Raw genomic sequence first — 25,472 nt, forward strand, 5'->3', positions numbered from 1 at the left:
TTCTCAAAAATACAGAGGCAGCGATACATAGAATATCGACCCCGTCTTGCCATCGCTCTCCGCTCGAACCGCCCCGCCATGCGCTTGTACGATTTCCCTGCAAATCGCCAGCCCGAGGCCGCTTCCCTCTATGCCATTTTCCATGCCTGATCGATCATATCTGTAATTGCGATTGAAGATTTGCTCAAGCTGCTCCGGAGGAATACCCGTACCAGAGTCTTGTACGCTAATAATCGCACAGCGGTTATCCTTCAGCTCGTCCAAGGCAAGTGCAAGACGCACCACCCCGCCGCTAGTGGTGAACTTCATCGCGTTCGACACTAGATTAAACAAAGCCTGCTCTAATCTTTGTGCATCCATCTCAACAACAGGCATGTCGGGTCGTTGGTCTTCTATATTTCCGATATCCAGTATGAAATCCAGCCCTGCGTCACGCACAACCAGCTCATACTGTTCAAAAAAACCACGCAAGAAGTGAATCGCATGAACCGGTTCCATTCGATACGCTATTTGCCCCGTCTCCAGATGTGACAAGAAGGACAACTCCTCGATCATGCGATTAATCCTAATCGTGTTGTCCTGAATATACTTCAGGTACTGTTCATTGCGCTCCGGCTTAACCATGTCCTTCACAGCCTCGACATAACCAAGCATGCTGGACAGCGGCATGCGCAAATCATGTGTAATGTAGGCAAGCAGCTTCTTCCTCCCTTGCTCAGAGTGGAGTAACCGCTCATATGACGTGCGGAGATTTTCGTGAGCTGCGGATAACTCATGTGTGCGCTCCATCACGATCCGCTCCAAATTGGTATTCATTTCAGACAGCTTGTTATTCGCTCCCAGCAGCTCGCGTGCTATCCTCTCTTCGTTCGTTGCCGCCCTCGTAAATCTTGAAGAAAGCAGAATCATCTGTGCGATCGTAAATACCAACAGACCAAACGGAGATGTATTTCCGATGGGTGACCATTCGCTGTAATATAAAAAATCGTTGATAACCGTAACGAGAGTAACCACCGACACGAGCAGGAAGATCAGCGCTCCCTCCATACGCCGCAAAGCCGCGTAGGCAAGCCCGATCATCAAATACGCCATCTGCAGTACAACGATTACACCAATCACCAGTAACAATTTGGAATAGATTAGCGCAGGGGTCATCACAACAATTAGGCAGAGCGCGCCAGTTGCGATATGGGTGCAAAGACGAAACCATCGCGACACATAATTCGGGAAAATGCATTCAAAATACATGGTGATGATATAACCACTGATGCAAAGAATTAAATACTCAATCTTGAACTGCAATTCCCAGGGAAAATGAGGAAGCAATTGTGTAATCATAATCTCGCCGTTGAGCAAAGAGCGGATGCCGAACAACACGGTGAACAGACCAAAGTACAACGGAGCCCTATCCTTGCGTCGCAGCACGAACAACAGCAGATTATACAAGCCAATCACCAGCAGGCCTGCCGTTATGAACATATCTGTGGCAACCTTCAGCTTTGTCCTGACCGTTAACTCATCACTGCCGCCCAGCTCTATATACGTGGTGATGCCGCCTCGCTTATGATGGAAGTTCGATACTTGCATAACCAGCTCTACCTTATCGTTTTTGGGCTGGAAGAACACCAGCTTCGTTGCCAGATGGGGTGTCATGTCACTTTTGGCCTGACCAACCACACCGACTTCTGCTAGCAGCTCACCATTAACCCATAATTTATACGCATGAAAAATAGAAGGCAGCCGTAGTGCAAGCCGCTCATTCCGATCCTGCTCGCTAAGCTTAATGACCAGTCGAAATGTGGCAAAGCCTTCTCCTTGAAGCTCTTGACCATTGAGCTTGTAGTCTAGCCAGGATCCGGGGATGTTGATGTATCGATCAGCCTGTCCCCCTTTTTCGATGCGGCTTCGTATTTCCTCAGGCGAAAGCAGCTCTTGCCAGTAGAACGTCCATTCCCCTTGCAGCTTTAGCAAATTCTGACTGACATGATCCTGCGTTAAATCTAGAATGCCTTCTTCGCTTTGAATCCGAGGGGAACCCGGTGTAGACGAGAGGAGATAGCTTGCGACCAAACCAGCAACTACGGAAATAACAGCTAAATGAAGCAAGATAGTACGAGTACCCAATCGGAGAAAATCCCTCATGATGAAGTCGACCCCAATCTACAAGATGCGCTATAAATAAGTTGATTATTTTAATGATAGCATGATTGGCCTATTTTATCTCAAATGCGAGTTTAAAGTTTTCTTTAGGTTTCATTAAAGACCCCTCCTCTAATCTTCTATCAAAATTACGAGGTTACAGGTTGGACAGCAGTAGATGGAGGTCCAGTGATAGATAATCTTTACATTCGTTCACTCCCAATACCTGCACAGAACGTAACCTATGGAATGATTCTTGGTGACTACTCTGCTGATGGAGGCGGTGGCGGTTTCCCAGGCTGGCCATTATGATGAATATTTAAAAGCTCAGCGAAGTCACTAGGGAAATAAATTTTCTTGCATCATTATAAAAAGCCGCAAAGCCTTGGTGCTGTGCGTTTTTTTCTTTTTTGAGTCGAATTCTATCATTATTCTTTTATTTGGCTGTAATAAGCTTATTTATGAACGTCTAAGGGATAATGGAGGGGAGAAAAGCAATGCGTAGACCGGGAGCGAAATGGTTGGTCGTGCTGGTGACGGCGGTCATGTTATGGAATGCCATAATTGGAGGGGGCTTCGGAAGTGGCAAAGCCTTCGCGGCGAATGAATTTTCTGGTAATGGCACATCGAGCAGTCCGTATCTTATTGGAACGGCCGATCAGCTTAACGAAATCAGGGGTTCTTATCTGAATAAGGATCTTTTTTTCAAGCTGACAAAAAATATTGATTTGAATACCAGCAGCTATAAGGATAACTGGACACCGATTGGAGATAGATCGAATGCACCTTTTCGGGGGAATTTCGACGGCAACGGATTTGTGATTTCTGGGCTGACTATTGATAAGCAGAGTAATAACCTGGGATTGTTCGGTAATACCAGCGTAGAGAGTGTTATTCATAATATAAAGCTGGAAAATGTAAATGTTACCGGTTTGAATTCGGTAGGCGGTCTGGTTGGCGCTAATAAAGGTATGATCACAAACAGCTATGTAACAGGTCAAGTAAATGGAGACGATCATACAGGCGGTTTAGTTGGTCACAATGGTGTCACGCTTTTCAATACGAATGCGATTATTGACCATAGCTTCGCTGTTGTGGATGTGTTTGGAGCGTATGGAACAGGCGGCCTTACGGGAGGCAATACGGGAACAATCACGTATAGCTACGCGACGGGGGACGTGAAAGGAGATTATGCAGTAGGGGGCTTGGCAGGTGAGAATGATGGATCGATTAGTTACGGCTACGCCACCGGAGGAATGTTGGATGGACAAAGTATAGGCGGATTAGTGGGCAGCAATTCTGGAGCAATTGACAGCAGCTTTGCCACGGGACGGGTGAACGGAACGTACTATACGGGTGGTTTAACAGGCTACAATTATGGAACGATCAGCAAGAGCTATTCCACAGGGGATGTATACGGAGATCAGCATGTCGGGGGCTTGGTCAGCAACCTTGAAGTAGCCGGCTCCATCAGCGACAGCTTTGCCACAGGGAATGTAAGCGGATCATATTATGTGGGCGGCTTGATAGGGTATGATTACGCCAATAGTACAGGGGCGTATAGCAACAGCTACGCCAGCGGGAATGTGAGCGGAATTGCTGACGTAGGAAATTTGAGCAGCAGGGACTTGGGGAATAATGTCGGCAGTCTCTACCTGGACTCAAGTATGAAAGGACCTGTTGCCGGGTGGGATTTTGTCAACCTATGGGCGGTAGATCCGCTGCGTAATAACGGCTATCCTTATTTGCAGGATACTTTGTTTCAACTGCAATATGACGGGAACGGAAACAACGGGGGGACTGTTCCAAGCGACGCCAACTCGTATTTTCCGGGTGAAACGGCCAGTGTTTATGCGGGGCCAATTAACCTAACGAGGACGGGATATACGTTCAGCGGCTGGAACACACAGCCAAACGGGCACGGCAATAGCTATAGCGGCTCTTTGCAGATTATGCCTTATACGACCTTATATGCACAATGGGCTGCACAAAGCTCCGCGGCCACATTGACTTCCGGTATCGGAGTCGTCAGCCAGGGCGGAACGGCAAACGAAACGATAACAAACATCCCATACGGAACCTCATTAGCTGTTTTAAAGGAAGAGATCACACCAGCAACTAATGCGACTTTTGAAATTTACGATGCAGACGGAGCGACTGTGGCGACGACCCTGGCTTCTGGCAATAAGGTCATTGTAACCGCGGCGGATGGTTTGACGAAGGTTATCTATACCGTGACCGTCATTGCTAGCAGTGAAAAGGATATTACAGCCTTCAGCTTCGCTGAACAGACCGAAGCAGCAACGATTAATCAGGCTGCCCAGACAGTAGTGGTAGAGGTGGCGGGCGGCACTGATGTGACTAGTTTGAAAGCCGCATTCACGTTATCTGCTGGCGCGACGGCTTCGGTTGGCTCTATTGTTCAGGTAAGCGGGACGACGGCCAATGACTTTACAAATGCGGTCATCTATGAGGTGAAGGCGGAGGACGGCAGCACGCAAAATTGGACAGTCACCGTGACGAAGAGCAGCGAGAAAGAGATCACGGCATTTTCAGTAATTGGGGTTACACAAACGAAAGCTGCAGTTATTAATACGACTGACTATACTGTAGATGTTGAGGTCGCCTTCGGAACGAGCCTGACTAGCTTGTCTAATTTGAAGGCAACGTTCTCCTTGTCTTCTGGAGCGACAGCGAAAATCGGCAGTGTCGTTCAAATAAGTGGTACTACTGCCAACGATATGAGAACGCCTGTCACATATATCATAACAGCGGCAGATGGCAGTTCTCAGGAATGGCTCGTTAATGTCTACATTGAAGCGAGCAATGCAAAAGACATTACGGCGTTCAGTTTTACTTCGCAAACCAAGCCGGCAACGATTAATGCAGCTGCCCACACGGTAGACATTGAAGTGAAGAGCGGCACGAATGTGGCTAATTTGGTCGCCACTTTCTCGTTAACTTTATCATCCAGCGCCAGGGTTAATGGCGTATCTCAAAGAAGTGGCATAACATCTAACAATTTCACGAATCCCGTTACTTATGTAGTGCAGGCGGAAAATGGAACTAGGCAAAATTGGGTCGTTACGGTGACCGTTGCGCCGCCGAGCAGTGCAAAGGATATTACAGCGTTCAGCTTTGCGGAGCAAAGCAGAGCAGCAACGATCAGTGCTGCCGCGCAAACGGTTGAGATTGAAGTGACGAATGGTACTAGTCTGAATGGTCTAAAAGCAAGCTTCACATTATCCGCGGGAGCCGCAGCTAAAGTCAGCAATGTAACACAAATGAGTGGTACGACGACGAATGATTTTACGACCCCGTTGACTTATGTCGTGACTGCGGAGGATGGCAGCATCAAGAATTGGACGGTCACGGTGACTGTCGCGGCAAGCAGTGCGAAGGCGATCACGGCATTCAGCCTTGCAGAGCAGACAGGAGCGGCGACGATTAATGCCGCAGCCCATACGATTGCGGTTCAAGTGGCGCATGGAACGGATTTGAATGGTCTTGTGGCAAGCTTCGCGTTATCACCGGGAGCATCGGCAATGGTTGGTTCGGTGAATCAAGTGAGTGGTACAACCGCGAATGATTTTACGAATGCAGTGACCTATATTGTAGAGGCGGCTGACGGAAGCACGCAGAACTGGACGGTTACGGTAAGCATTGCGACGGCTGCGGCAAGCAGTGCGAAAGCGATCACAGCATTCAGCTTGGCAGAGCAGACAGGAGCCGCAACGATTAATACGACCACCCACACGATTGCAATTGAAGTGGCGAACGGCACGGACGTGAGCAACTTGGTGGCCACGTTTACGTTGTCTGCCGACGCATCCGCCAAGGTCGGCACGGTAGATCAGGTAAGTGGAACAACCAACAATGACTTCTCAGCTCCGGTCGTATACACGGTGACTGCGGAGGATGGTAGCACGCAAGACTGGACGGTTACGGTAAGCGTTGCGAAGAGCAATGTGGCTACGCTAACGTCGCTGATAGGGATCGTAAGCTCAAGAGGTACGGTTAACGAAACCATTACGAGCATTCCATACGGTACAACGTTAGCCGTATTCAAGGCGGCGATTACGCCAGCACCGAAGGCAGCTTTCAATGTATACGATTCTGACGGTAATACCCTGGCTACCGTATTGGCAACAGGTCAGAAAGTCATCGTTACCGCAGAGGATGGAATCACGAAGGTGACATATACCGTAACCGTGAATGCCGCCCCTGGAGGTAACGGATCGACGCCTCCAAGTACAGCTCCATCTGACGGTGGATCCGCTGGCAATCCTTCTGATAATGGGTCTGAAGAGAATCCCTCTACAAATCCACAACCGACGATTGTTTTCAGCGACATTAGTGGGCACTGGGCAGAGGAGGCCATTAAGCAAGCCGTACAAAGTGAAATGATTAACGGTTACCCGGATGGTACTTTCAAACCGAACTACACGGTGACCCGCGCTGAATTCGTGGTCATGCTGATGAACGCGTTGAAGCCAAAGACAGTGGGAGTGGAGCTAAACTTCACCGATGCGGATAAGATTGGGACATGGGCACAGGAAGCCGTCGCGCAAGCCATGCAAGAAGGTATTATTAAAGGGTATGGAGATGGCTCGTTCCGACCGAACGCAGAAATAACGCGTGCGGAGATGGTCGCTATGATTGCCAATGCGCTTAAGCTTTCGACCGAATTGGGAGCAACGGGCTTCGCGGACGACAAGGATATACCTGAATGGGTGAGAGGCGCGATAGTTGCGATAAAGAATCTTGGCATCATTCAAGGTATGGGGAATAACCGGTTCCATTCGACTGGCAATGCGACGAGAGCGGAGGCAGTAACCGTTCTAATCAACATGCTGGCTCGGCAAAATCAGTAGGTCACTTCTTGGATCGGTTCTGAGACAAGGCGAAGCCAATGGGAGGATATAATATTTGATATAAAGGTGTCATAAGCTATCTGTAAAAAATAGTATTCTTAGCCTATAAAAATGGCGGCTACAGAGGAAATATCTCTGTACCGCCATTTTGCATTCTAATGGAAAAGCATTTATAGAAGTTAAGACTACAAGCTCGAAGGCAAACCATGGAGATACATAGCGGTGCAATCTGAATGTTGAAGTAAAGCGTTGATTGTTTTGACATGGGGCTTCGTATAAATGATAGGATAATTGAGTTCTTCGTATTCCTCGCGTATTGGAAAAGCCACTTTCTCTTCTTCTAATGAGAACTGAGCATCTACCCCCGATTTATTTCCCCGTGCATCTAATCGAATCCATTTTCCAATGGACCTCATGTAAACGGCGTTTAGCGCATGGATAACGTGACCTGTATCAGGAGTATCTCCCAAGGTTAGACGCTGGTAACAGAACCCGGCGGGTATTCCTCGGCTCCTTAATAAAGCGCATAATAAATTCGATTTTGCATAACAAATTCCCTCCTTGAAGAAAAGAACATCAGATGCTTTGCACGTAATGCGAGAGCTTTGGATATCCCATGAATGCGAGATGTGGTCACGAACATATTCAAAAGCATTTTTAACATAATCCATTTCATTGGACGATTGGCGATCTAGTTCCGCGGCTAAAGCTTTGATTGAAAAATGATCATAATCAACCTCTGGTAATAATTCTAAATAGTTTTCTAAGTGATTGGACTCGCATGTATATGTCATTTTGGTTCCCCTCGAATGTTTATTTGGATTTTATTATTATGCATTACAATGAGTATTTATTCAATGTTTCATGAAGGACTAAAGCGAATATTTAGGTAGAAGGTTTGCTGATTTTTCACTCTGGGAAATCTATAATAAGAGGAGTACGAATAACGCTTCATTTCAGTTATCGGACAAGCTCTTTACAATATGGATGGTTGATGGCAAGAGAAGGAAGGGATTCTGATGAAGTTCGAAGAGGTTATGCAGGAGCTTGAAGCGCTTGGCAAGGAGCACACCAAAAAAAAATATATATCCAATGGAGCACATGAGCCCTTGTTTGGTGTGGCGACAGGCGCGATGAAGCCGATTGCTCGGAAAACGAAAAAAAACCAGCCGCTGGCCGAGCAGCTTTACGCGACCGGAAATTACGACGCGATGTATTTTGCCGGCGTAATTGCGGAGCCTAAGGCGATGTCGGAGGCTGACTTTGACCGCTGGATAGACGCTGCCTATTTCTTCATGCTGTCTGATTACGTCGTAGCGGTAACGCTAGCGGAAACAGATATTGCGCAGCAGGTGGCTGATAAATGGATGGCAAGCGGCGAGGAGCTGCGTATGTCGGCAGGCTGGAGCTGCTATTGCTGGCTGCTTGGCAGCCGTAAGGACAGCGAGTTTTCCGAGAGCAAGCTGTCCGGAATGCTGGATAAGGTTCGTGATACGATTCACGATGCTCCTGAACGCGCCAAATACGCGATGAATAATTTCGTCTATACGACAGCTGTATCCTATGTGCCGCTGCATGACAAGGCGGTCGAAACCGCCACGGCTATCGGGCCGGTGGAGGTGACGGACGCGAAGTCCAAGAGCAAGCGTCTCGACGCCGCAGGCAATATTCAGAAGGATGTCGATAAAGGCCGAATCGGCTTTAAACGCAATTACGTAAGATGCTGACACTGGCTCTTGTTGAAGAGGACCGTGCAGCCTTGGTCAGGCTGAATCATGTAGGGCGGCATTATAATATAGAAGGGAGAAATAAAGATGACAACGAGTCCAAACAGTGCTTCAAAGGAGCTGTCAGCAGAACAGCAGGAGGAATTGCTTAAAGCCTTGAAAGCCCGTTTCGATAAAAATACAGATCGGCATCAAGGTCTTGAATGGACGAGCGTCCAAGCGAAGCTTGAAGCTCAAGCCGGAAAGCTATGGTCGCTTCATGAAATGGAACGAACTGGCGGTGAACCGGATGTCGTTGGTTATGACAATGAGACGGGCGAGTTTATTTTTATGGATTGCTCGGCGGAAAGTCCTAAAGGGCGCAGAAGCATTTGCTACGACCGTGAGGCGCTAGAGTCACGGAAAGAGCATAAGCCGCAAAATAGTGCGGTAGAAATGGCGGAGTCCATGGGTATTGAGCTTTTGACAGAAGAGCAATATCGGGAGCTTCAGGAGCTTGGGAAATTCGATTTGAAAACGTCCAGCTGGGTGAAAACACCCGCTAATATTAGAGAGCTCGGCGGTGCTGTTTTTTGTGATCGTCGCTATAACATGGTCTTCATGTATCATAATGGAGCAGAATCCTATTATGGTGCTAGAGGGTTCCGGGGCTGGCTAAGGGTGTAGCCTTTCAAATGAAGGCCAGTCGTTTTTCATCAAAAGGCAAGGAATAAGTGAACCTCTCCCGACAGCGGCAGAGGTTTTTTTGCTTGAAATATGCTTTAAATATGCTTGAAGTTTGCTGGAGGGAATGCATATTCTTAATTGACTTATTTGAGCAACGACGTTTAAGCTTACTTAATAGATACGAAACATAGGAGGAGCACATGTCCTGGAGTAAAATGAAACAAAATCTGGAGAGCTTTCTCTGTCCTGCGTTAATTGGAAGAGTCGAATACCGTTCAACCAGCTATCGTTATTTGCCCGATAAAGCAGGGCTTTGTTATTTGGCGGTAGATAAAAAGAACGTGCTTAATATGAATGATGCTGCGAGCTCCATTAGATGGTATAAGACGGAGCTGGAAATTAAAAATGATTCAAGTATCCAGATTCCGATCAGCCCTGCTGAAATGGAAGCAGTCAGAATAGAGACCAAGGGGTTAGTTCCAGAGGATCGACTGGCAGTCATCGCCCGAGGCAGAAAAATATCCGAGCATGCCAAGGAGCTTATGTCGGCACAGTCAGCATTAAGCAAATCCAATTTTGTCGTTGTAGCGAATCATTTTTTATCCTCCCCTATAGAGGAAAGTATGGAGAGCAGCGATATACTATTGAATATTTTAGCTTTAGTAGACAGACGAGTCGGAAAAAAACGAATAGTAAACCTGAGTGAAAAAATCAAGCTAAAGCATCCAAGCGTGCAGTATTTTTATGAGCTGCGGCTTCATACGTTCTGAGGGTACAGGCATAATAGTTGAAGGAGACAAGAACGAATGGTTCGTGTAATGCTCATTGACGATGAAGAGGATGCACTGGATTTATTGGATATACTGCTAGGGCAAATGGACGATGTTCAAGTAGTAGGAAGATATATGAATCCGATTCAAGCGATTGAGGCTTTAGGTCAGTCACCCGCAGATGCCGTGTTTCTAGACAACCAAATGCCGGGAATGAAGGGCACGGAGGCTGCTAGAATCATCAGAAGCATGTTCCCGCAAATGCCGATCGTATTCACAACGGCTTTTGCCGAATATGCGGTCGAAGCGTTTGAAATTCAGTCGATTGACTACCTGCTGAAGCCATTTACAATAGACAGATTGCAGAGCACGGTGTCGCGCATCAAGCAGACCCTAGCCGAGTCCGCTATTCTTTCACGTCAGAGAGCGGGGGCCGGACCTGCTGTTCAATGCTTGGGAGGCTTCCAGCTTGTATTGCCTGATAACACAAACAAGGGACTGACATGGAAAACGAAGAAGGAAAAGGAGCTTTGCGCGTTTCTCATCCATTATGCCGGGAGGCCTGTTGGAACCGCCTCCATTATTGAGGCATTATGGCCGGGCTATGATTTGAGCAAGGCGAAGACGTATTTGTATACATGCCTGTCTTATTTAAGGAAAAGTCTGGCGGAGCATCACATTCCGATACATATTACAAAAGCAGATCAAGGCTTTGGCGCTTCCTTGGACGGAGTGACGGTCGACGTTATTGTATTTGAGCAGCTGCTCAGCAGTACGTTGGCGATGGTGGAGCTGGATGAAAGATCCTATCATAAAATAAACGAGCTGTACAAAGGTGAATATATGGAAGCCTGCGATTTCAATTGGGCCACTGCTAGACAGCTGGAGCTGAAAGCCTCGTACGTTCACTTGCTTCGCAAAGGGCACTCCCATTTTCAAGGTCAGGGAAAGCTTTCACTTGCAATAGACAGCCTGCAAAAGCTATTGTCGCTAGCCCCGGATTCGGAGCTGGACGGAAGAGAGTTAATTAAGCTGCACTTGAAGATGGGCAATCGCAATGAGGCGTACCGTGTTTGTCTACAGCTGCAGCAAGCAGTCCGCCTGCATTTGGGAGCTGAGCTAGAGGCAGAGACCTTGCGGCTAATAGAAGAAACGACAGACCAGACAGAGCGGCAAGGCTGATGAGAAAAAAAATGGCGGCGGCTCTCATAACCTTATCCTTATTGATTGCAACCTACGTCATGCTGTTGACTTATTCAACGATCCAGCTGAAGCCTATGCCGACAGCAGTGAATGGGGTCATGGACTTAACGGCGTGGAGGTTCGAGGAGGAAGGGGCGGTTCGGCTGGATGGTCAGTGGACATTTTATCCAAACCAATTGCTCACCCAGCTGCCCGCTCTCTCCTCTGACGCTGCGGGGGTCATGTCACCTGCGCTCATTCAGGTTCCCGGATTATGGTCAAAGCAGATGGATACCCTTGGCATGGCGACCTATCGCTTGCAGCTTCAGATGGGTGATACGGGTGCAATCTACGGCTTGAAAACAGCGTCGATCCTAATTTCTAATCGGCTCATTGTTAACGGGGAAATTGTCGGATCAAGCGGGAATCCGGCTGAGCAAGAGCATTACAAAGCACTTAATAAACCATATGTAAGCTATTTTACATTGCAGCCAGGCTGGAATGAGATTCTGGTTCAAGTAGCCAACTATGAATTTCGTGTTGGCAGCGGGATCGGTGAATCCCTTCTCTTAGGCAAGGCTGAGCAAATGTCCGGCATTCGCGATCAGGCGACCGCTCATGATTGGATCGCGTTAACCGCATTTCTGATCATGGGGTTATATTTTATCGGGCTATTCTCGCAACGCCGAAATGATTTTTCATTGGTGGTGTTTGGCTTCGTTTGCTTATGTATTGCTGTATTTACAAGCGTAAGCGGCGAAAGAGTGCTATTTAATGCGGTCGGCCCCTTTCCATTCTGGCTGTATTTTCGTATCCAGATGGTCTCTACAGTGGGCGTTGGTTTAGGATTTTTTCTTTATGTTTATACTGCTTTTCGGCCCTACTGCTTTAAATGGCTTACGCGAGGAGGGCTAGCCTCTGGAGCGATACTTGTCATGCTGAATATGGGCTTTGCCTCCCAGCTTTCAACAGGCCCTTTTCGCCAAGTGACGTCGCTATATGTTACGATCTCGCTGCTGTACGCCACATATGTATTCGTATATACGGCTTTGCATAAAGTAGCGGGCAGCGGGTTTTTAGCTGTGGCCGCAATGGCATTGAATGCGCTAGTGTTAAACCAGAATATGAACGTCTATTTCGGTGTGCCGATCTATACGCTTCCACCGATTGAACCATTTCTTGTTTTGCTAATGCTTGCCTTGCTGATGTCGCTTCGTTTCTCGAACGCTTTCCAAAAAATTGAGGAGCTGTCCGGGAAATTGCTGCAAGCGGACAAGCAAAAGGATGATTTTCTCGCCCGAACCTCGCATGAATTCAAGACGCCTCTTCACGGCGTGCTAAATATATCCCAATCGATGTTAAGCGATACGGCGCAGCCCCCAACTGCGGAGCAGCGGGAAAAGCTCCAACTGCTTACCGACATTACAAGAAAGCTTTCGCAGCTCGTTTATGACATCCTGGACTTATCCAAGCTGAAGCAGGGAGAATTGAGGATGGTTCCGGTTCCGATCGATGTTCGTTCGGTAGCGGAGGTGCAGGTGCGCTTTTATTCCTATCTGTGCATGGAAAACCAGATTCGGCTTGTGAACCAGGTGCCTGCAGAGCTGTCCTCTGCTCTTGCCGATGAAATCCGCTTGAGTCAGATTATCGGAAATTTACTGGATAATGCGATTAAGCATACGAACAACGGGGAGATCATCATTACCGGAAGAGAGCAGGGCAGAGAAATCGAAATTTCGGTGCAGGATACAGGAGAAGGCATTGAGCCGCAAGATCTTCCCTATATTTTTGAACCATTCAAATCACTTGAGGGAGCACAGCATCGCGGCTTTGGATTAGGGCTGCCCATTGCCAAGCAACTGGTCGAGCTGCAAAAGGGAACGATTGCGGTTGTATCCACGCCGGGAGTCGGATCGACCTTTACATTCACGCTTCCGATTGCCGAAGAACGGGGAGAAGCATCATGGTCTTCATCCTATTCAAATGCTCAGGCGATGCTCAAGGAACCTGATTATTCCTTCCAAACGCCATATTATTCGAATCCAAGCGGAAAGCATACGGTTCTAATCGTCGACGATCAGTATGTGAACCTGAAGGTTTTAATAGACGTCCTTCAAGTTCTCGACTATCATGTCATTGCAGTCAAGAATGGGTACGAGGCGCTGGAGCAGCTGGATCAATCGGGCAGAATCGATCTCGTTATCCTCGATTTAATGATGCCAGGCATGTCGGGCTATGAAGTATGCCAGGAAATTCGAAGGCAATATTCGCTGCTGGAGCTGCCCGTTCTGATGGTTACGGCAGCTTATCAGCCGCAGGATAAGGTGGCGGCCTTCCAAGCAGGGGCGAACGATTACTTGCCAAAGCCGTTCGATCTTAATGAGCTAAAGGCAAGAATCGGCAGCCTGCTCGCCATGAAGGAATCGCTTGGCCGTGCTGTCCACTTGGAGGTGGCGTTTTTACAATCGCAGATCAAGCCTCATTTTTTGTATAACGTGCTGAATAGTATTGTGGCATTAAGCTATAAGGATGTAGAGCGCGGTCGGAAGATGATTGTCGATCTGGCCGATTACCTGCGAGGAAGCTTTCGGTTCAGCAATACGGAGGAGCGCATAGGGTTTGCAGAAGAGCTTAGTCTTATCCGTACGTACGTGGAGATTGAGCAGGCCCGCTTCAAGGATCGAATTCGCTTCGAATATACGATCGAGGAGTCTGCATATAGCTTGCGAATGCCGCCGCTTATATTGCAGCCGCTTGTAGAAAATGCAATTCGTCACGGCATCGGTGATCGCATGGAAGGCGGCATGGTCACAATGACGGTGGAAGAGCTGGATGGGGGCTGGCGAATTGTCGTAGCCGACAATGGAGTCGGAATCGCATCTGAGCGATTGGAGACGCTGCTTGAACGGAATGATACAGCTGAGCCGCAGGGGGTCGGCCTGCGTAATATTAACAAGCGCTTGAAATACGAATATGGAATTTCGCTGGAGCTGGAGAGCGAGCTAGGGCTTGGTACGAAAGTCACTATACGCATCCCTGCCTCGCGAGTTTAACAGGCTGTAGGCTGAACGCGACAGAGCTTCAAAATAGGCCTCCATATAGGCATTCATTACAGGTTCTCATCGTTTACGATGGGGCCTGTTTTTCTTGTAGAAAATTGTCGATTTTTAAGGTTTTTTTAAGGTGCCTTCCTGTATGCTGAGCTAGATCATATGGACTATGCGACAGAATGATAATGCGGAGAGGAAGATGTAGTTTGGTTCCAATAAAGAGTAAGCGAAGAATGAACAATATAATCCGAAAAACGGTACATCTTGTACTTGCCGTTATGCTTTTGATATCGCTTCTATCAAGCGGAGGTACGGCTTGGGCGGCAACCGGCTGGACATCAGTGGATGGCGGAGGTATTAATGGCATAAACGTAAACGCTGCAAAAGATGGCAGCAACGTGGCATTAGCTGTATTCAGAAACGAAGTATATGCAGCATGGCAGGAACCGAATGCAACGGCGACCCAAATACGTGTTAAGAAATATAACGGCACGAGCTGGACGAGCGTAGACGGTAATGGGGCAAGTGGAGTGAATGTAGATTCTGGAAAAGCGACGGATACCCCTGCTATGGCTGTTTTTGACGATGAATTATATGTTATATGGGTTGAAAGAAACTCAGCCACCACCATTAATCAAGTAAAGGTCAAGAAATATGATGGCACGAGTTGGACGAGCGTTGATGGCGGCCCAGATGGGCTAAACATTAATGCCTCAAGAGGAGTATCATACCCTGAGTTGTCTGTATATGACAATAATCTGTATGCGGCTTGGAATGAGGTTAACAGCAGCAACGCGAATCAAATCCGGGTCAAAAGGTATAACGGCACGGCTTGGACAAGCGTTGACGGCGGCGGTGTGAACGGTTTGAACGCAAATACGTCACTGGGAGCGGGTCTCCCTAAAATGGCGGAATACAATGGTTTTTTATATTTGGCGTGGAGTGAAACCAACGGAAGCGCTGTTCAAGTTCGTGCCAAAAAATATGATGGGACGAATTGGACGTCCATTGACGGCGGAGGTACGAGCGGTTTGAATATAAATGCGGCAAAAACCGCATCCAACCTCTCATTTGCTGTATTCAACAACAGCCTATATTTGTCGTGGGACGAAATAGTCGGAACGAATGATAATCAAATTCGAGTCAAGAAATACGACGGCAGCACTTGGACGAGTGCAGACGGCAACGGGATGTATGGTATAAACAAGGATATTAATTTCAGAGCAAATTATGCTAAGTTAGCGGCACTCGATAACGCTTTATATGCAGTGTGGCAGGAGTACAATGGAACGGCTTTTCAAATCCGGGTTAAAAAATATGACGGTACGAGTTGGACGAGCGTAGATGGAAACGCAGTCCAGGGCTTGAACGTAAACGCCTCGAGAGCCGCACAATTTCCTGCGGCAGCAGCGTTAAACAATGTTTTATATGTCGGATGGCAGGAGACCAATGGAACGACTACTCAAATTCGGACATCCAGTCATGTGCCGCCTGTGCCGCCGACAATTAATAGCGTAACAGTGAGTCCAGACACTGCAAGCGTTGCACAAGGAGGAAGCAGACAGCTCACCGCTACGGTGGATGCAGCAGGAGGAGCAGCGACGACGGTGACTTGGACGAGCAGCGACGCGGGCAAGGTCGCGGTGAACAGCTCGGGGAATGTAACCGTAGCAGCAGATGCCGCGCTAGGCGATTACACGATAACGGCAACGTCTACGGTAGATAGCAGTAAAAAAGACACCTCGAAGATTACCGTCACAGAAGCGCCAGCTATTAACAGCGTAAGCGTGAACCCAGGCACGGCAAGCATCATGCAAGGGGGAAGCGAGCAGCTCACCGCTACAGTGGATGCAGTAGGAGGAGCGGCGACGACGGTGACTTGGACGAGCAGCAACTCGAGCAAGGTTGCGGTGAACAGCACGGGGAAAGTAACCGTAACAGCGAATGCAACGCCGGGTAATTACACGATTACGGCAACGTCGACGGTAGATAACAGTAAAAAAGGCACCTCGACGATTACCGTCACGGCGGCACCAGCAGTTAACAGCGTAAGCGTGAGTCCAAGCACTGCAAGCGTCGTGCAAGGAGGAAGCGAGCAGCTTTCAGTATTGGTAGACGCAGTAGGCGGAGCAGCGACGACGGTCACTTGGATAAGCGATGACGTGAACAACAAGGTGGAAGTAGACAGCGCGGGGAATGTGACGGTAGCGTCCGATGCAACGCCGGGCACCTATACGATCACGGCAACGTCGACGGTGGATGGCAGCAAAAAAGGCACCTCGACGATTACGGTCACGGCCGCGCCAGCTATCAACAGCGTCAGCGTGAATCCGGGTAGTGCGAGCGTCGAGCGTGGAGGAAGCAAACAGCTCACAGCATCAGTAGATACAGTGGGAGGAGCAGCGACGACAGTCACCTGGACAAGCGATGATGTGAACAACAAGGTGGAAGTAGATAGCACGGGAAATGTCACGGTCGCAGCGGATGCACCGTTAAGTACCTACACAATTACGGCAACGTCGACGGTGGATGGCAGCAAAAAAGGTACCTCGACGATTACGGTCACGGCAGCAGCTTCCTATTCTATCGGTGCAATTACGGATCAGTCGTTAACGGCACTTGTGCAGGGATACGAAGCAGGCACTCAACAAACAAAAATCATTCTGGTCGCAAATTCGGGAACGGGCACCCTGTCGAACCTGTCGGCAGCGCTTAGTGGCGCAAACGCTAACGATTTTGCAATAACCCAGCCAGATTCCATTCTAATGAACAGCGCGTCAACCGATTTTAATATTCATACAAAAGACGATTTGCCAGCAGGCACCTATACGGTAACGGTGACCTTATCTGCAGATCATATGACATCCGTCTCCTTTGTCGTTACGCAAGTTGTAAACTTGCCGAATGCTCCTGAAAATCCACAAAATCTTGTGGCTGATGGCGGCGACCGTCAAGTTACGCTGAACTGGGGTACAGTATCGGATGCCTTGCAATACCGTATTTATATGGCAACGGATGCTGACCCAAATAACCTCGTTGAGGTGGCGATTGTCACATCACCTACTTTCAACGTACAAAACCTGATCAATGGCACGACCTATTACTTCGTCGTAAAATCAGAAAACGTGGGAGGCTTGAGCGGGGCATCGAATCTCACAAGTGCGACCTCATCCACAATTCCTGAAGCGCCAACGAACGTGTCCGCAGTGGCGGGCAACGGGCAAGCTGTCGTAACGTTTACGCCTCCAACGGATAATGGTGGAAGTGCGATTACAGGCTATGAGGTGACAGCATCACCAGGAAATATCAGCATAATTGGAGGAGTAAGTCCAATTACGCTCACAGGCCTGACGAATGGAACAAGCTACACCTTTACGGTAAAAGCAATTAATGCAACGGGTAGAGGCTCTGCTTCTGCGGAATCGAATGCAGTCATTCCGGCAGCATCCAATACGCCATCCCAGCCTTCCGCTCCATCGACATCGGGCACTCCGAATACGCCGAACACTCCGAACAACGGTGTGAATATTCTGGTTAACGGAAAAGTTGAGAATGCGGGTAACGCAACGGTTGGAAGACGAAACAATCAAACCGAAATAACGGTCTTTGTGGATCAGAAAAAACTGGATGAGAGACTCGCTGCGGAAGGGCTTCAAGCGGTAGTCACGATTCCAATTGAACAAAATTCTGACATTTTCGTCGGAGAGCTGAACGGTCAAATGGTGAGAAACATGGAGGACAAGCAGGCCGTCCTCGTATTCAAAACCGAAAATGCGACCTACACGCTTCCGGCAGGACAAATGAATATTGCTGCCATATCCGAGCAGGTAGGTGAATCCATCGCCTTGCAAGATATTAAAGTGAAAATTGAAATTGCCCATCTGACAACAAATACGTTGGAGATTGTGGAGAACGCAGCAGTCAAAGGCCAGTTTACGCTTGTTGGTCAGCCGCTGAGCTTTATGGTGAGAGCAGTATACGGAGATAAGATTATCGAAGTAACGAATTTTGATGCATATGTGGAAAGGTCGATGGTGCTTCCGGATGGAGTGGACCCGGCCAAGATTACGACAGGAGTTGTCGTTGAGGCAGATGGCTCCGTACGTCATGTGCCAACTAAAATCCGTCTAATTAACGGAAAGTATGTGGCACAAATCAACAGCTTGACGAACAGCGATTATACGGTTGTATGGCATCCGCTCGAATTCTCTGATGTCGCGGAACACTGGGCGAAGGATGCCGTTAACGATATGGGATCGCGCATGGTCGTCGAGGGAACAGGCAACGGGCTGTTCAGCCCTGACCTGGAAATCACTCGTGCTGAATTTGCAGCAATTATCGTTCGCGGATTAGGTCTCAAACTCGAGAATGGAGCAACGCCGTTCTCGGATGTTAAAGCAACCGATTGGTTTAACCGAGCGGTCAATACAGCTTATTCCTTACAGCTTATCAATGGCTTCGAGGATGGCACATTCCGTCCGAACAACAAAATTACAAGAGAGCAAGCAATGGTTATTCTATCCAAAGCGATGGCGATAACCGGTCTGAAGGCGAAGCTATATGAGCAATCGGCAGAGGCTGCCCTTCATCCGTACGCTGATGCAGCGGAAGTAGCTGCATGGGCACAAATCGGCGTTGCGGACAATGTGCAAGCAGGCGTTGTATTCGGCCGAAGCGGTGATTTACTGGCACCGAAGGGGAATATGACAAGAGCCGAGGTTGCGACCATCATACAGCGATTATTGCAAAAATCGGATCTGATTTAAGCCTTTTAACGCTCATAAAGTTCTGCAACTAAGTACGATGGTATGAGAGGCCGGTCACTCTATACATGAGTGGCCTCCTACTATCGTTCTCGTTATATTGGCACGCACGATAGTGTGCATCAGAACAACTAGGGGGATACTGAAATGAACTCACTAAATACTAAGCTCAAAAGATTCATCTCAACAACTTTGGCATTTTTACTCATATTTAACGCTTCGTTCTTTGTGAATTTGCAAAAGATTCATGCAGAAACCGCGACGAACTTGGCATTGAACAAGTCGGTGACGGTAAGTGGCACTTTTAATACTTACGTGGGAAGTAACGCAGTAGATGGCAATAATACTACGTTCTGGTCTCAAAACAATACAACCACAGGGGGCTATATAACGATCGATTTAGGTACACAGACGAACTTTAATGCATGGGAAATGTATCGTGGTTGGTACATTTCGGGTATCGAATTGCAAGTCAGTTCGAATGGCGTAAACTTTTCTAAGATCAACGACCCGAATGCTGCGGATACGATGACTCCAACCTCGTATTATAACTCGGGCATGAAGGCTTTTTCATCCCCAGTTACTGCGAGATATGTCAAGCTTGTTATTACCTCTAATTACGATAACTATTTTAGAGTATATGAATTCAGCCTCTACAACCTGTCAGCACCTAGCGCTCCGTTGAACGTTAGTGCTGTAGGTGGCGTTAATCAGGCGAGGGTATCCTTTAATCCTCCAGCAAGCAACGGTGGTGCCGCGATTAAGAGCTACACGGTTACTTCCTCACCGGGCAACATTACTGCGTCGGGCACTACCAGTCCGATTACGGTGACAGGTCTACCCGCAGGAGACTACACGTTCTCGGTTCAAGCGGCGAATATAGCGGCAAAGAGCTCCAGTTCCGAGGATTCTAACTCCGTTACGGTAACCGCTCCGATGTCACCGGAAGCGACACCGTCGGCGGGAATCGACTACACGGCTGAGCAGCTGACGGGACTAGAGTCAGCTGGCGCCTACACCATTAACGGAACAGCGGTGACGGTGGACGGCAATGGTAAGGTGGCGATCGACGGCAATTGGTTGGGCACAACCGTGAACGTCGTGAAGAAGGGCAATGGCACGACAAAGACCGACAGCGCGGCACAGACGCTAAGCCTGCCGGCTCGCCCGTCGACACCGACCGCTGAAAAAACGGACGAGACGTCCATAAGCGGGAACAACGGCACGCTGACGAACGTGACGGCGGCGATGGAGTACAAGAAGGGGGCGGCTAGCAGCTGGACGGATGTAACCGGCACGAGTGTAACAGGACTGGCACCGGATACGTACTCCGTGCGCGTCAAAGCGACGTCATCGGCATTTGCGTCTGTTGCGCAGACGGTGACAATCGCGGCATTCATTGCGACGCAGGAAGCGACACCGTCGGCAGGAATCGACTATGCGGCTGAGCAGTTGACGGGACTGGAGTCAGCTGGTGCCTACACCATTAACGGAACAGCGGTGACGGTGGACGGCAATGGTAAGGTGGCGATCGACGGCAATTGGTTGGGCACAACCGTGAACGTCGTGAAGAAGGGCAATGGCACGACAAAGACCGACAGCGCGGCGCAGACGCTGAGTCTGCCGGCTCGCCCGTCGACACCGACCGCTGAAAAAACGGACGAGACGTCCATAAGCGGGAACAACGGCACGCTGACGAACGTGACGGCGGCGATGGAGTACAAGAAGGGGGCGGCTAGCAGCTGGACGGATGTAACCGGCACGAGTGTAACAGGACTGGCACCGGATACGTACTCCGTGCGCGTCAAAGCGACGTCATCGGCATTTGCGTCTGTTGCGCAGACGGTGACAATCGCGGCATTCATTGCGACGCAGGAAGCGACACCGTCGGCAGGAATCGACTATGCGGCTGAGCAGTTGACGGGACTGGAGTCAGCTGGTGCCTACACCATTAACGGAACAGCGGTGACGGTGGACGGCAATGGTAAGGTGGCGATCGACGGCAATTGGTTGGGCACAACCGTGAACGTCGTGAAGAAGGGCAATGGCACGACAAAGACCGACAGCGCGGCGCAGACGCTGAGTCTGCCAGTCCGTCCGTCAGCTCCAGTCGATATAACCGTGACGGATACCACTTATAACGGAGCTAATGACGGTTCGATTCTCAATGTGAATGTTACGATGGACTTCAAAAAAGGAAATACGGAAATATGGACGAATATAACCGGGACGTCGGTTGCCGGGCTGGAACCGGGCATCTACTACGTGCGAGTAATCGCATCGGAATCTGCGTTTGCTTCCATTCCCGCTCAAGTTACCATCCATGAATCGGATGCAACCATTCCAGCGGCACCGAATGTGAGTGCCGACGATGTGAACAATGTGATTATTGGTCTGGACACGACAATGGAATTCTCGGTTGACAGCGGAGCTTTCGTCCGATACGACGGAACCAATATGCCGCAGTTGAGCGGTGAACACACGGTTCAAGTGCGGGTGGCGGCCAGCGGCTCCGTTCCTGCTGGACCGTCTACAACGCTGAGCTTCACGACGAATGCTTCCGTTCCGGCTGGAGGCTTGACGGTGATAGCAAGTGATCCGGCTGGCGCGGCGAACGACGGCAAAACTCAGATTACGGTAACGCCTGCCGCCGACGGTGATTACAGGCGGGTCTACTTCAACTTCGGTAACGGCACTGTAAACGTACCGAATGTTGGCGACACGCTTACGGGATACCTGACCGTACCAGGCGACCGCATGATCCCTGCGGCGAACGGGGACAAGATTGGTGTAGCCGAGGTAGACGCGCAAGGTCAAGTCTTGAAGTTTGGTCAAACGGCGGCGATAGTGATTGCCGAGCAATCGCCTCCTCAACCTACGAACGGAGCATCGAGTGGAACGGCCAGTTCGAACGAAGAGTCGGTAGATGTACTGGTTAACGGCAAGATTGAAAATGCAGGAAAAGCGACAACGACTGATTCGGGTGGCGTCAAGATAACGACAGTCGCCATCGATCCGGTAAAGCTGCAGACAAAGCTGGATGCGGAGGGCGTCAATGCAGTCGTCACCATTCCGGTTAAGTCTGCGTCAAATGTCATTGTTGGTGAACTGAACGGTCAGATGGTTAAAAATATGGAGGACCTCTCAGCGACGCTCACTCTGCAGACGAACAGGGGAACCTATACGTTGCCGGCCAAGGAAATCAACATTGACGAATTAGCAGGGAAGCTCGGCACAAACGTGAAGCTGGAGGACATCCAATTAAAAATTATGGTTGCGCAAACGCCGGACACGATGGGGAAGGTGCTCGAGAATGCGGCGGCGAAGGGCGAGTTCTCCGTTGTCGTGCCCGCGCTGGACTTCACGGTTACGGGTACCTATGGCGGGAAAACAGTGGAAGTCACGACATTCAACATCTATGTTGAACGCATAGTGGCTTTGCCGGATGGCATTGATCCTAACCGAATTACAACGGGGATCGTCGTTGATGCGGACGGAACAGTGCGGCACGTACCGACTAAAATCGTATCGATTGATGGCAAGTTTTACGCTCAGATCAACAGTTTAACCAATAGTACGTACACGGTCGTCTGGCATCCGCTCGAATTCTCTGATGTCGCGGAACACTGGGCGAAGGATGCCGTTAACGATATGGGATCGCGGATGGTCATTGAGGGTACGGGCGGCGGACTGTTCAGTCCTGATCGCGATATTACCCGAGCTGAGTTTGCAGCCATTCTTGTACGCGGATTGGGGTTGAAACCGCAAAACGCGTCAACGGCTTTCGCTGACGTGAAGACATCGGACTGGTACAACAGTGCGATCAGCACGGCATTGGCGTATCAACTGATTAGCGGGTTTGAGGACGGAACGTTCCGACCGAACGACAAGATTACTAGAGAACAAGCGATGACGATTCTCTCCAGAGCGATGACGATTACCGGACTGACGACTAAGCTGTCCGTTCAATCAGAAGAGGTAACACTTCGTCCGTTTGAAGATGCGTCAACCGTATCCGGTTGGGCATACGGCAGCGTTGCAGACAGCTTGCAGGCTGGCCTAGTATCTGGACGAAACGCCACGATGCTTGCACCGAAGGCGTCTATTACCCGAGCTGAGGTTGCAACCCTTATTCAAAGACTTTTGCAAATTTCAGACCTGATTTAAGCAGCACGTCAGAGATGATTTCTTTATTACACGAGACCACTGAAAAAGTCTCCTAACTGAAGAAGGTACTGTTCCTCAATAGGAAGCAGTACCTTCTTTGCTGTATAATTAAATGATTACAGTGAAAGACGGGAAGCTCATTGTTACAGCCTCAAATTACATTTGCATTCAGCCCTTACACGGCACTGTACGACCTTATAGTGCCTAAGGATATTATGCCACGCCAAAACAATGTTAAAGCCAAGACGAAAGAACGTTATAAAATTGAAGCAAAGAACAGTGAACTAAAACACCGTCATGGCTATCACATAGCCTCGTCCTCGGGTCTGTTAGGGCTGCAAATGCAAGGTGCTATGGCGATATTCGCCGTTAATTTGACGGCTATCCAATACTACGTTTTATATAGAAGCTGAGGGTGTACACGATGCCAAAAAATGATAATATGCTGGCGATTCTCTGGATGCTGAATTCGGGCATGAAAATGACTGCAAAACAAATAGCTGAAAAGCTGGAAATAAATATAAGGACGGTTTATCGGTATATAGATGCACTATGTGCCAGTGGGGTGCCAATTATCTCCGATACAGGCCATAATGGTGGGTATCGCTTGCTGAATCATTTTATCAGATCCCCTCTGCTATTTGATATGGAAGAGAAGAAGGCACTCCTTCACGCTGCTGCTTTTGCAAAAGAGGCCGGATACCCTTTGAGTGAGGCATTAGACAGTGCCACATCCAAATTGAAAATGTATTCGAATCAGGAGCAGGAAAACGTGCTTAGCCGTCATTTAGCTGGTTTTGAAGTGATAAACCGCAGTGGCTACCCTTCTGTTCAGCCGGTATTGGCGGAATTGGAGCAGGCTGTAGCAAACGAATTTTCTGTAGAAATGGATTACCGGACAAGCCATGAAGAACAACCCAAGAACCGGGTGATCGACCCCTATGGAATGGTTAACTGGAACAATAAATGGTATACAGTTGGATTTTGTCACCTTAGGAAGGAGATCCGCAGTTTTCGGGCAGAACGGATTGTACAAATCAAGCGGACTCCAATGCTCTTTAAGCGTCCTGAAGCTTTTTCGGCCCGTGAATTTTTTATGCAAAATCTATTGCCTGATTTAGTGGGAAAGGCTGGGTTAATTTCTTTAATGATCGAAGGCAGATCAGAGGCATTGGATGACTTATGCTTGCATTGGTTTTTGGGGCATCATCTGAAAGAGCGGACAGCCAATCAAGCCGTTTTTTTACTGGAGGAAGCCTCTATGCTTACACATGTTCCTTATTTTCTGCTTCCCTATGCGAAATCTATTCAAGTCATCGAACCGTGGAGCATGAAGGAAAAATTAGTTGCTGTTGCATCGGAGTTAATGGAATATTATCGGCTTTCATAGCTTCACTGACAGTAGATGTCAGTGAAGCTATTTTATAATGAAGATAATCATGGATTGCCGATGCAAGGATGGTTGGTATCCTTTGATGACTTGTAAAATAAGGGGAGCTTGCAAATGACGAATACGGTCTATCTTTATGTGTTTGACACGATGTCAGACTGGGAAATCGGCTACTTAACTGCCGAGCTGAACTCGGGAAGATATTTTAAAAAGGGGCTGTTCCCAGCCAAAATCGTTACCGTGAGCAATGAAAAGACGCCTGTAACGACAATGGGTGGACTGAAAATACTGCCGGATATCAGACTGGATGAATGCAGCATCGAAAGCAAAGATACATTGATTTTACCCGGCGGAAATACCTGGACGGAAACCATTCACCAACCCATTTTAAAAATGGCAGAGAGGTGTTTAAAGGAAGAGATATGGATTGCAGCGATTTGTGGTGCGACAATGGGACTTGCCCAATCTGGCTTGCTGAACTCGCGCCAGCATACAAGCAATGATTTGGAATACCTTAAAATGGTCTGTTCCACTTATACGGGAGAAAAATATTACAAAATGGAGCCAGCTGTAACGGATGGAAAACTAATTACTGCATCTGGTATAGCGCCATTGGAGTTTTCTGTACATGTCTTGAGGGAGCTAGATGTGTTTTCACCAGAAACATTAGATGCCTGGTATAGTCTGAATAAGACGCAGGAATCCAAGTATTTCTATGAATTAATGAATGCCATTGAGTGATGA

12 protein-coding genes are annotated in these 25,472 nt (G+C 48.6%); 10 read left to right on the top strand and 2 right to left on the bottom strand.

What is annotated here, in order from left to right; translation table 11 throughout:
• Positions 1-3 precede the first annotated feature (3 nt).
• Entirely contained in the window at positions 4-2,142 is a 2,139-nt protein-coding gene (locus tag MHB80_RS05010; protein WP_341281144.1) for an ATP-binding protein, read from the bottom strand.
• A 494-nt stretch (positions 2,143-2,636) separates the two neighbouring features.
• Here MHB80_RS05010 and MHB80_RS05015 point away from each other — a divergent pair, with 494 nt between their 5' ends.
• Positions 2,637-7,013, top strand: a complete 4,377-nt coding sequence (locus MHB80_RS05015) for an S-layer homology domain-containing protein (RefSeq protein WP_341281145.1) — start codon at positions 2,637-2,639, stop codon at positions 7,011-7,013.
• Positions 7,014-7,198: 185 nt separating this feature from the next.
• On the opposite strand, the gene MHB80_RS05020 is transcribed toward MHB80_RS05015, so the two are convergent.
• Entirely contained in the window at positions 7,199-7,807 is a 609-nt protein-coding gene (locus tag MHB80_RS05020; RefSeq protein ID WP_341281146.1) for a transglutaminase-like domain-containing protein, read from the bottom strand.
• Positions 7,808-8,032: 225 nt separating this feature from the next.
• On the opposite strand from MHB80_RS05020, the gene MHB80_RS05025 reads away from it, so the two are divergent.
• The 9 genes from MHB80_RS05025 to MHB80_RS05065 all read left to right on the top strand — a co-directional run bounded on the left by MHB80_RS05025 (position 8,033) and on the right by MHB80_RS05065 (position 25,469).
• Positions 8,033-8,740, top strand: a complete 708-nt coding sequence (locus MHB80_RS05025; RefSeq protein WP_341281147.1) for a DNA alkylation repair protein — start codon at positions 8,033-8,035, stop codon at positions 8,738-8,740.
• A gap of 87 nt (positions 8,741-8,827) precedes the next feature.
• The gene (locus MHB80_RS05030; protein ID WP_341281148.1) at positions 8,828-9,406 is read left to right on the top strand and encodes a DUF4256 domain-containing protein; all 579 of its coding nucleotides are present in this window, start codon (positions 8,828-8,830) and stop codon (positions 9,404-9,406) included.
• 200 nt (positions 9,407-9,606) lie between these two features.
• On the top strand, positions 9,607-10,176 hold the full coding sequence (locus tag MHB80_RS05035; RefSeq protein ID WP_341281149.1) for a hypothetical protein: 570 nt from the start codon (positions 9,607-9,609) through the stop codon (positions 10,174-10,176).
• Positions 10,177-10,212: 36 nt separating this feature from the next.
• Complete coding sequence (locus MHB80_RS05040; protein ID WP_341281150.1) at positions 10,213-11,358, top strand: response regulator; 1,146 nt, start codon at positions 10,213-10,215, stop codon at positions 11,356-11,358.
• Positions 11,358-14,411, top strand: a complete 3,054-nt coding sequence (locus MHB80_RS05045; protein ID WP_341281151.1) for an ATP-binding protein — start codon at positions 11,358-11,360, stop codon at positions 14,409-14,411. Before MHB80_RS05040 ends, MHB80_RS05045 begins: the two co-directional genes overlap by 1 nt.
• A 230-nt stretch (positions 14,412-14,641) precedes the next feature.
• The gene (locus tag MHB80_RS05050) at positions 14,642-19,174 is read left to right on the top strand and encodes an S-layer homology domain-containing protein (RefSeq protein ID WP_341281152.1); all 4,533 of its coding nucleotides are present in this window, start codon (positions 14,642-14,644) and stop codon (positions 19,172-19,174) included.
• Between the two features lie 144 nt (positions 19,175-19,318).
• Positions 19,319-23,338 carry an S-layer homology domain-containing protein gene (locus MHB80_RS05055; RefSeq protein WP_341281153.1) on the top strand — a complete coding sequence of 1,340 codons (4,020 nt, stop codon included), beginning with the start codon at positions 19,319-19,321 and terminating at the stop codon, positions 23,336-23,338.
• Positions 23,339-23,762: 424 nt separating this feature from the next.
• Complete coding sequence (locus MHB80_RS05060; protein ID WP_341281154.1) at positions 23,763-24,728, top strand: YafY family protein; 966 nt, start codon at positions 23,763-23,765, stop codon at positions 24,726-24,728.
• Positions 24,729-24,842: 114 nt separating this feature from the next.
• Positions 24,843-25,469 carry a type 1 glutamine amidotransferase family protein gene (locus tag MHB80_RS05065; protein ID WP_341281155.1) on the top strand — a complete coding sequence of 209 codons (627 nt, stop codon included), beginning with the start codon at positions 24,843-24,845 and terminating at the stop codon, positions 25,467-25,469.
• Positions 25,470-25,472 lie beyond the last annotated feature (3 nt).

Origin of the sequence: Paenibacillus sp. FSL H8-0537 (assembly GCF_038051995.1) — a bacterium.
Lineage (GTDB): Bacteria > Bacillota > Bacilli > Paenibacillales > Paenibacillaceae > Pristimantibacillus.

Excerpts from the sequence above, each read along its gene's own strand:
- MHB80_RS05025 (WP_341281147.1), top strand. The coding sequence starts at position 8,033 with ATGAAGTTCGAAGAGGTTATGCAGGAGCTTGAAGCGCTTGGCAAGGAG.
- MHB80_RS05045 (WP_341281151.1), top strand. The coding sequence starts at position 11,358 with ATGAGAAAAAAAATGGCGGCGGCTCTCATAACCTTATCCTTATTGATT.
- MHB80_RS05035 (WP_341281149.1), top strand. The coding sequence starts at position 9,607 with ATGTCCTGGAGTAAAATGAAACAAAATCTGGAGAGCTTTCTCTGTCCT.
- MHB80_RS05010 (WP_341281144.1), bottom strand. The coding sequence starts at position 2,142 with ATGAGGGATTTTCTCCGATTGGGTACTCGTACTATCTTGCTTCATTTA.
- MHB80_RS05050 (WP_341281152.1), top strand. The coding sequence starts at position 14,642 with ATGAACAATATAATCCGAAAAACGGTACATCTTGTACTTGCCGTTATG.
- MHB80_RS05020 (WP_341281146.1), bottom strand. The coding sequence starts at position 7,807 with ATGACATATACATGCGAGTCCAATCACTTAGAAAACTATTTAGAATTA.
- MHB80_RS05055 (WP_341281153.1), top strand. The coding sequence starts at position 19,319 with ATGAACTCACTAAATACTAAGCTCAAAAGATTCATCTCAACAACTTTG.
- MHB80_RS05065 (WP_341281155.1), top strand. The coding sequence starts at position 24,843 with ATGACGAATACGGTCTATCTTTATGTGTTTGACACGATGTCAGACTGG.
- MHB80_RS05040 (WP_341281150.1), top strand. The coding sequence starts at position 10,213 with ATGGTTCGTGTAATGCTCATTGACGATGAAGAGGATGCACTGGATTTA.
- MHB80_RS05015 (WP_341281145.1), top strand. The coding sequence starts at position 2,637 with ATGCGTAGACCGGGAGCGAAATGGTTGGTCGTGCTGGTGACGGCGGTC.
- MHB80_RS05060 (WP_341281154.1), top strand. The coding sequence starts at position 23,763 with ATGCCAAAAAATGATAATATGCTGGCGATTCTCTGGATGCTGAATTCG.
- MHB80_RS05030 (WP_341281148.1), top strand. The coding sequence starts at position 8,828 with ATGACAACGAGTCCAAACAGTGCTTCAAAGGAGCTGTCAGCAGAACAG.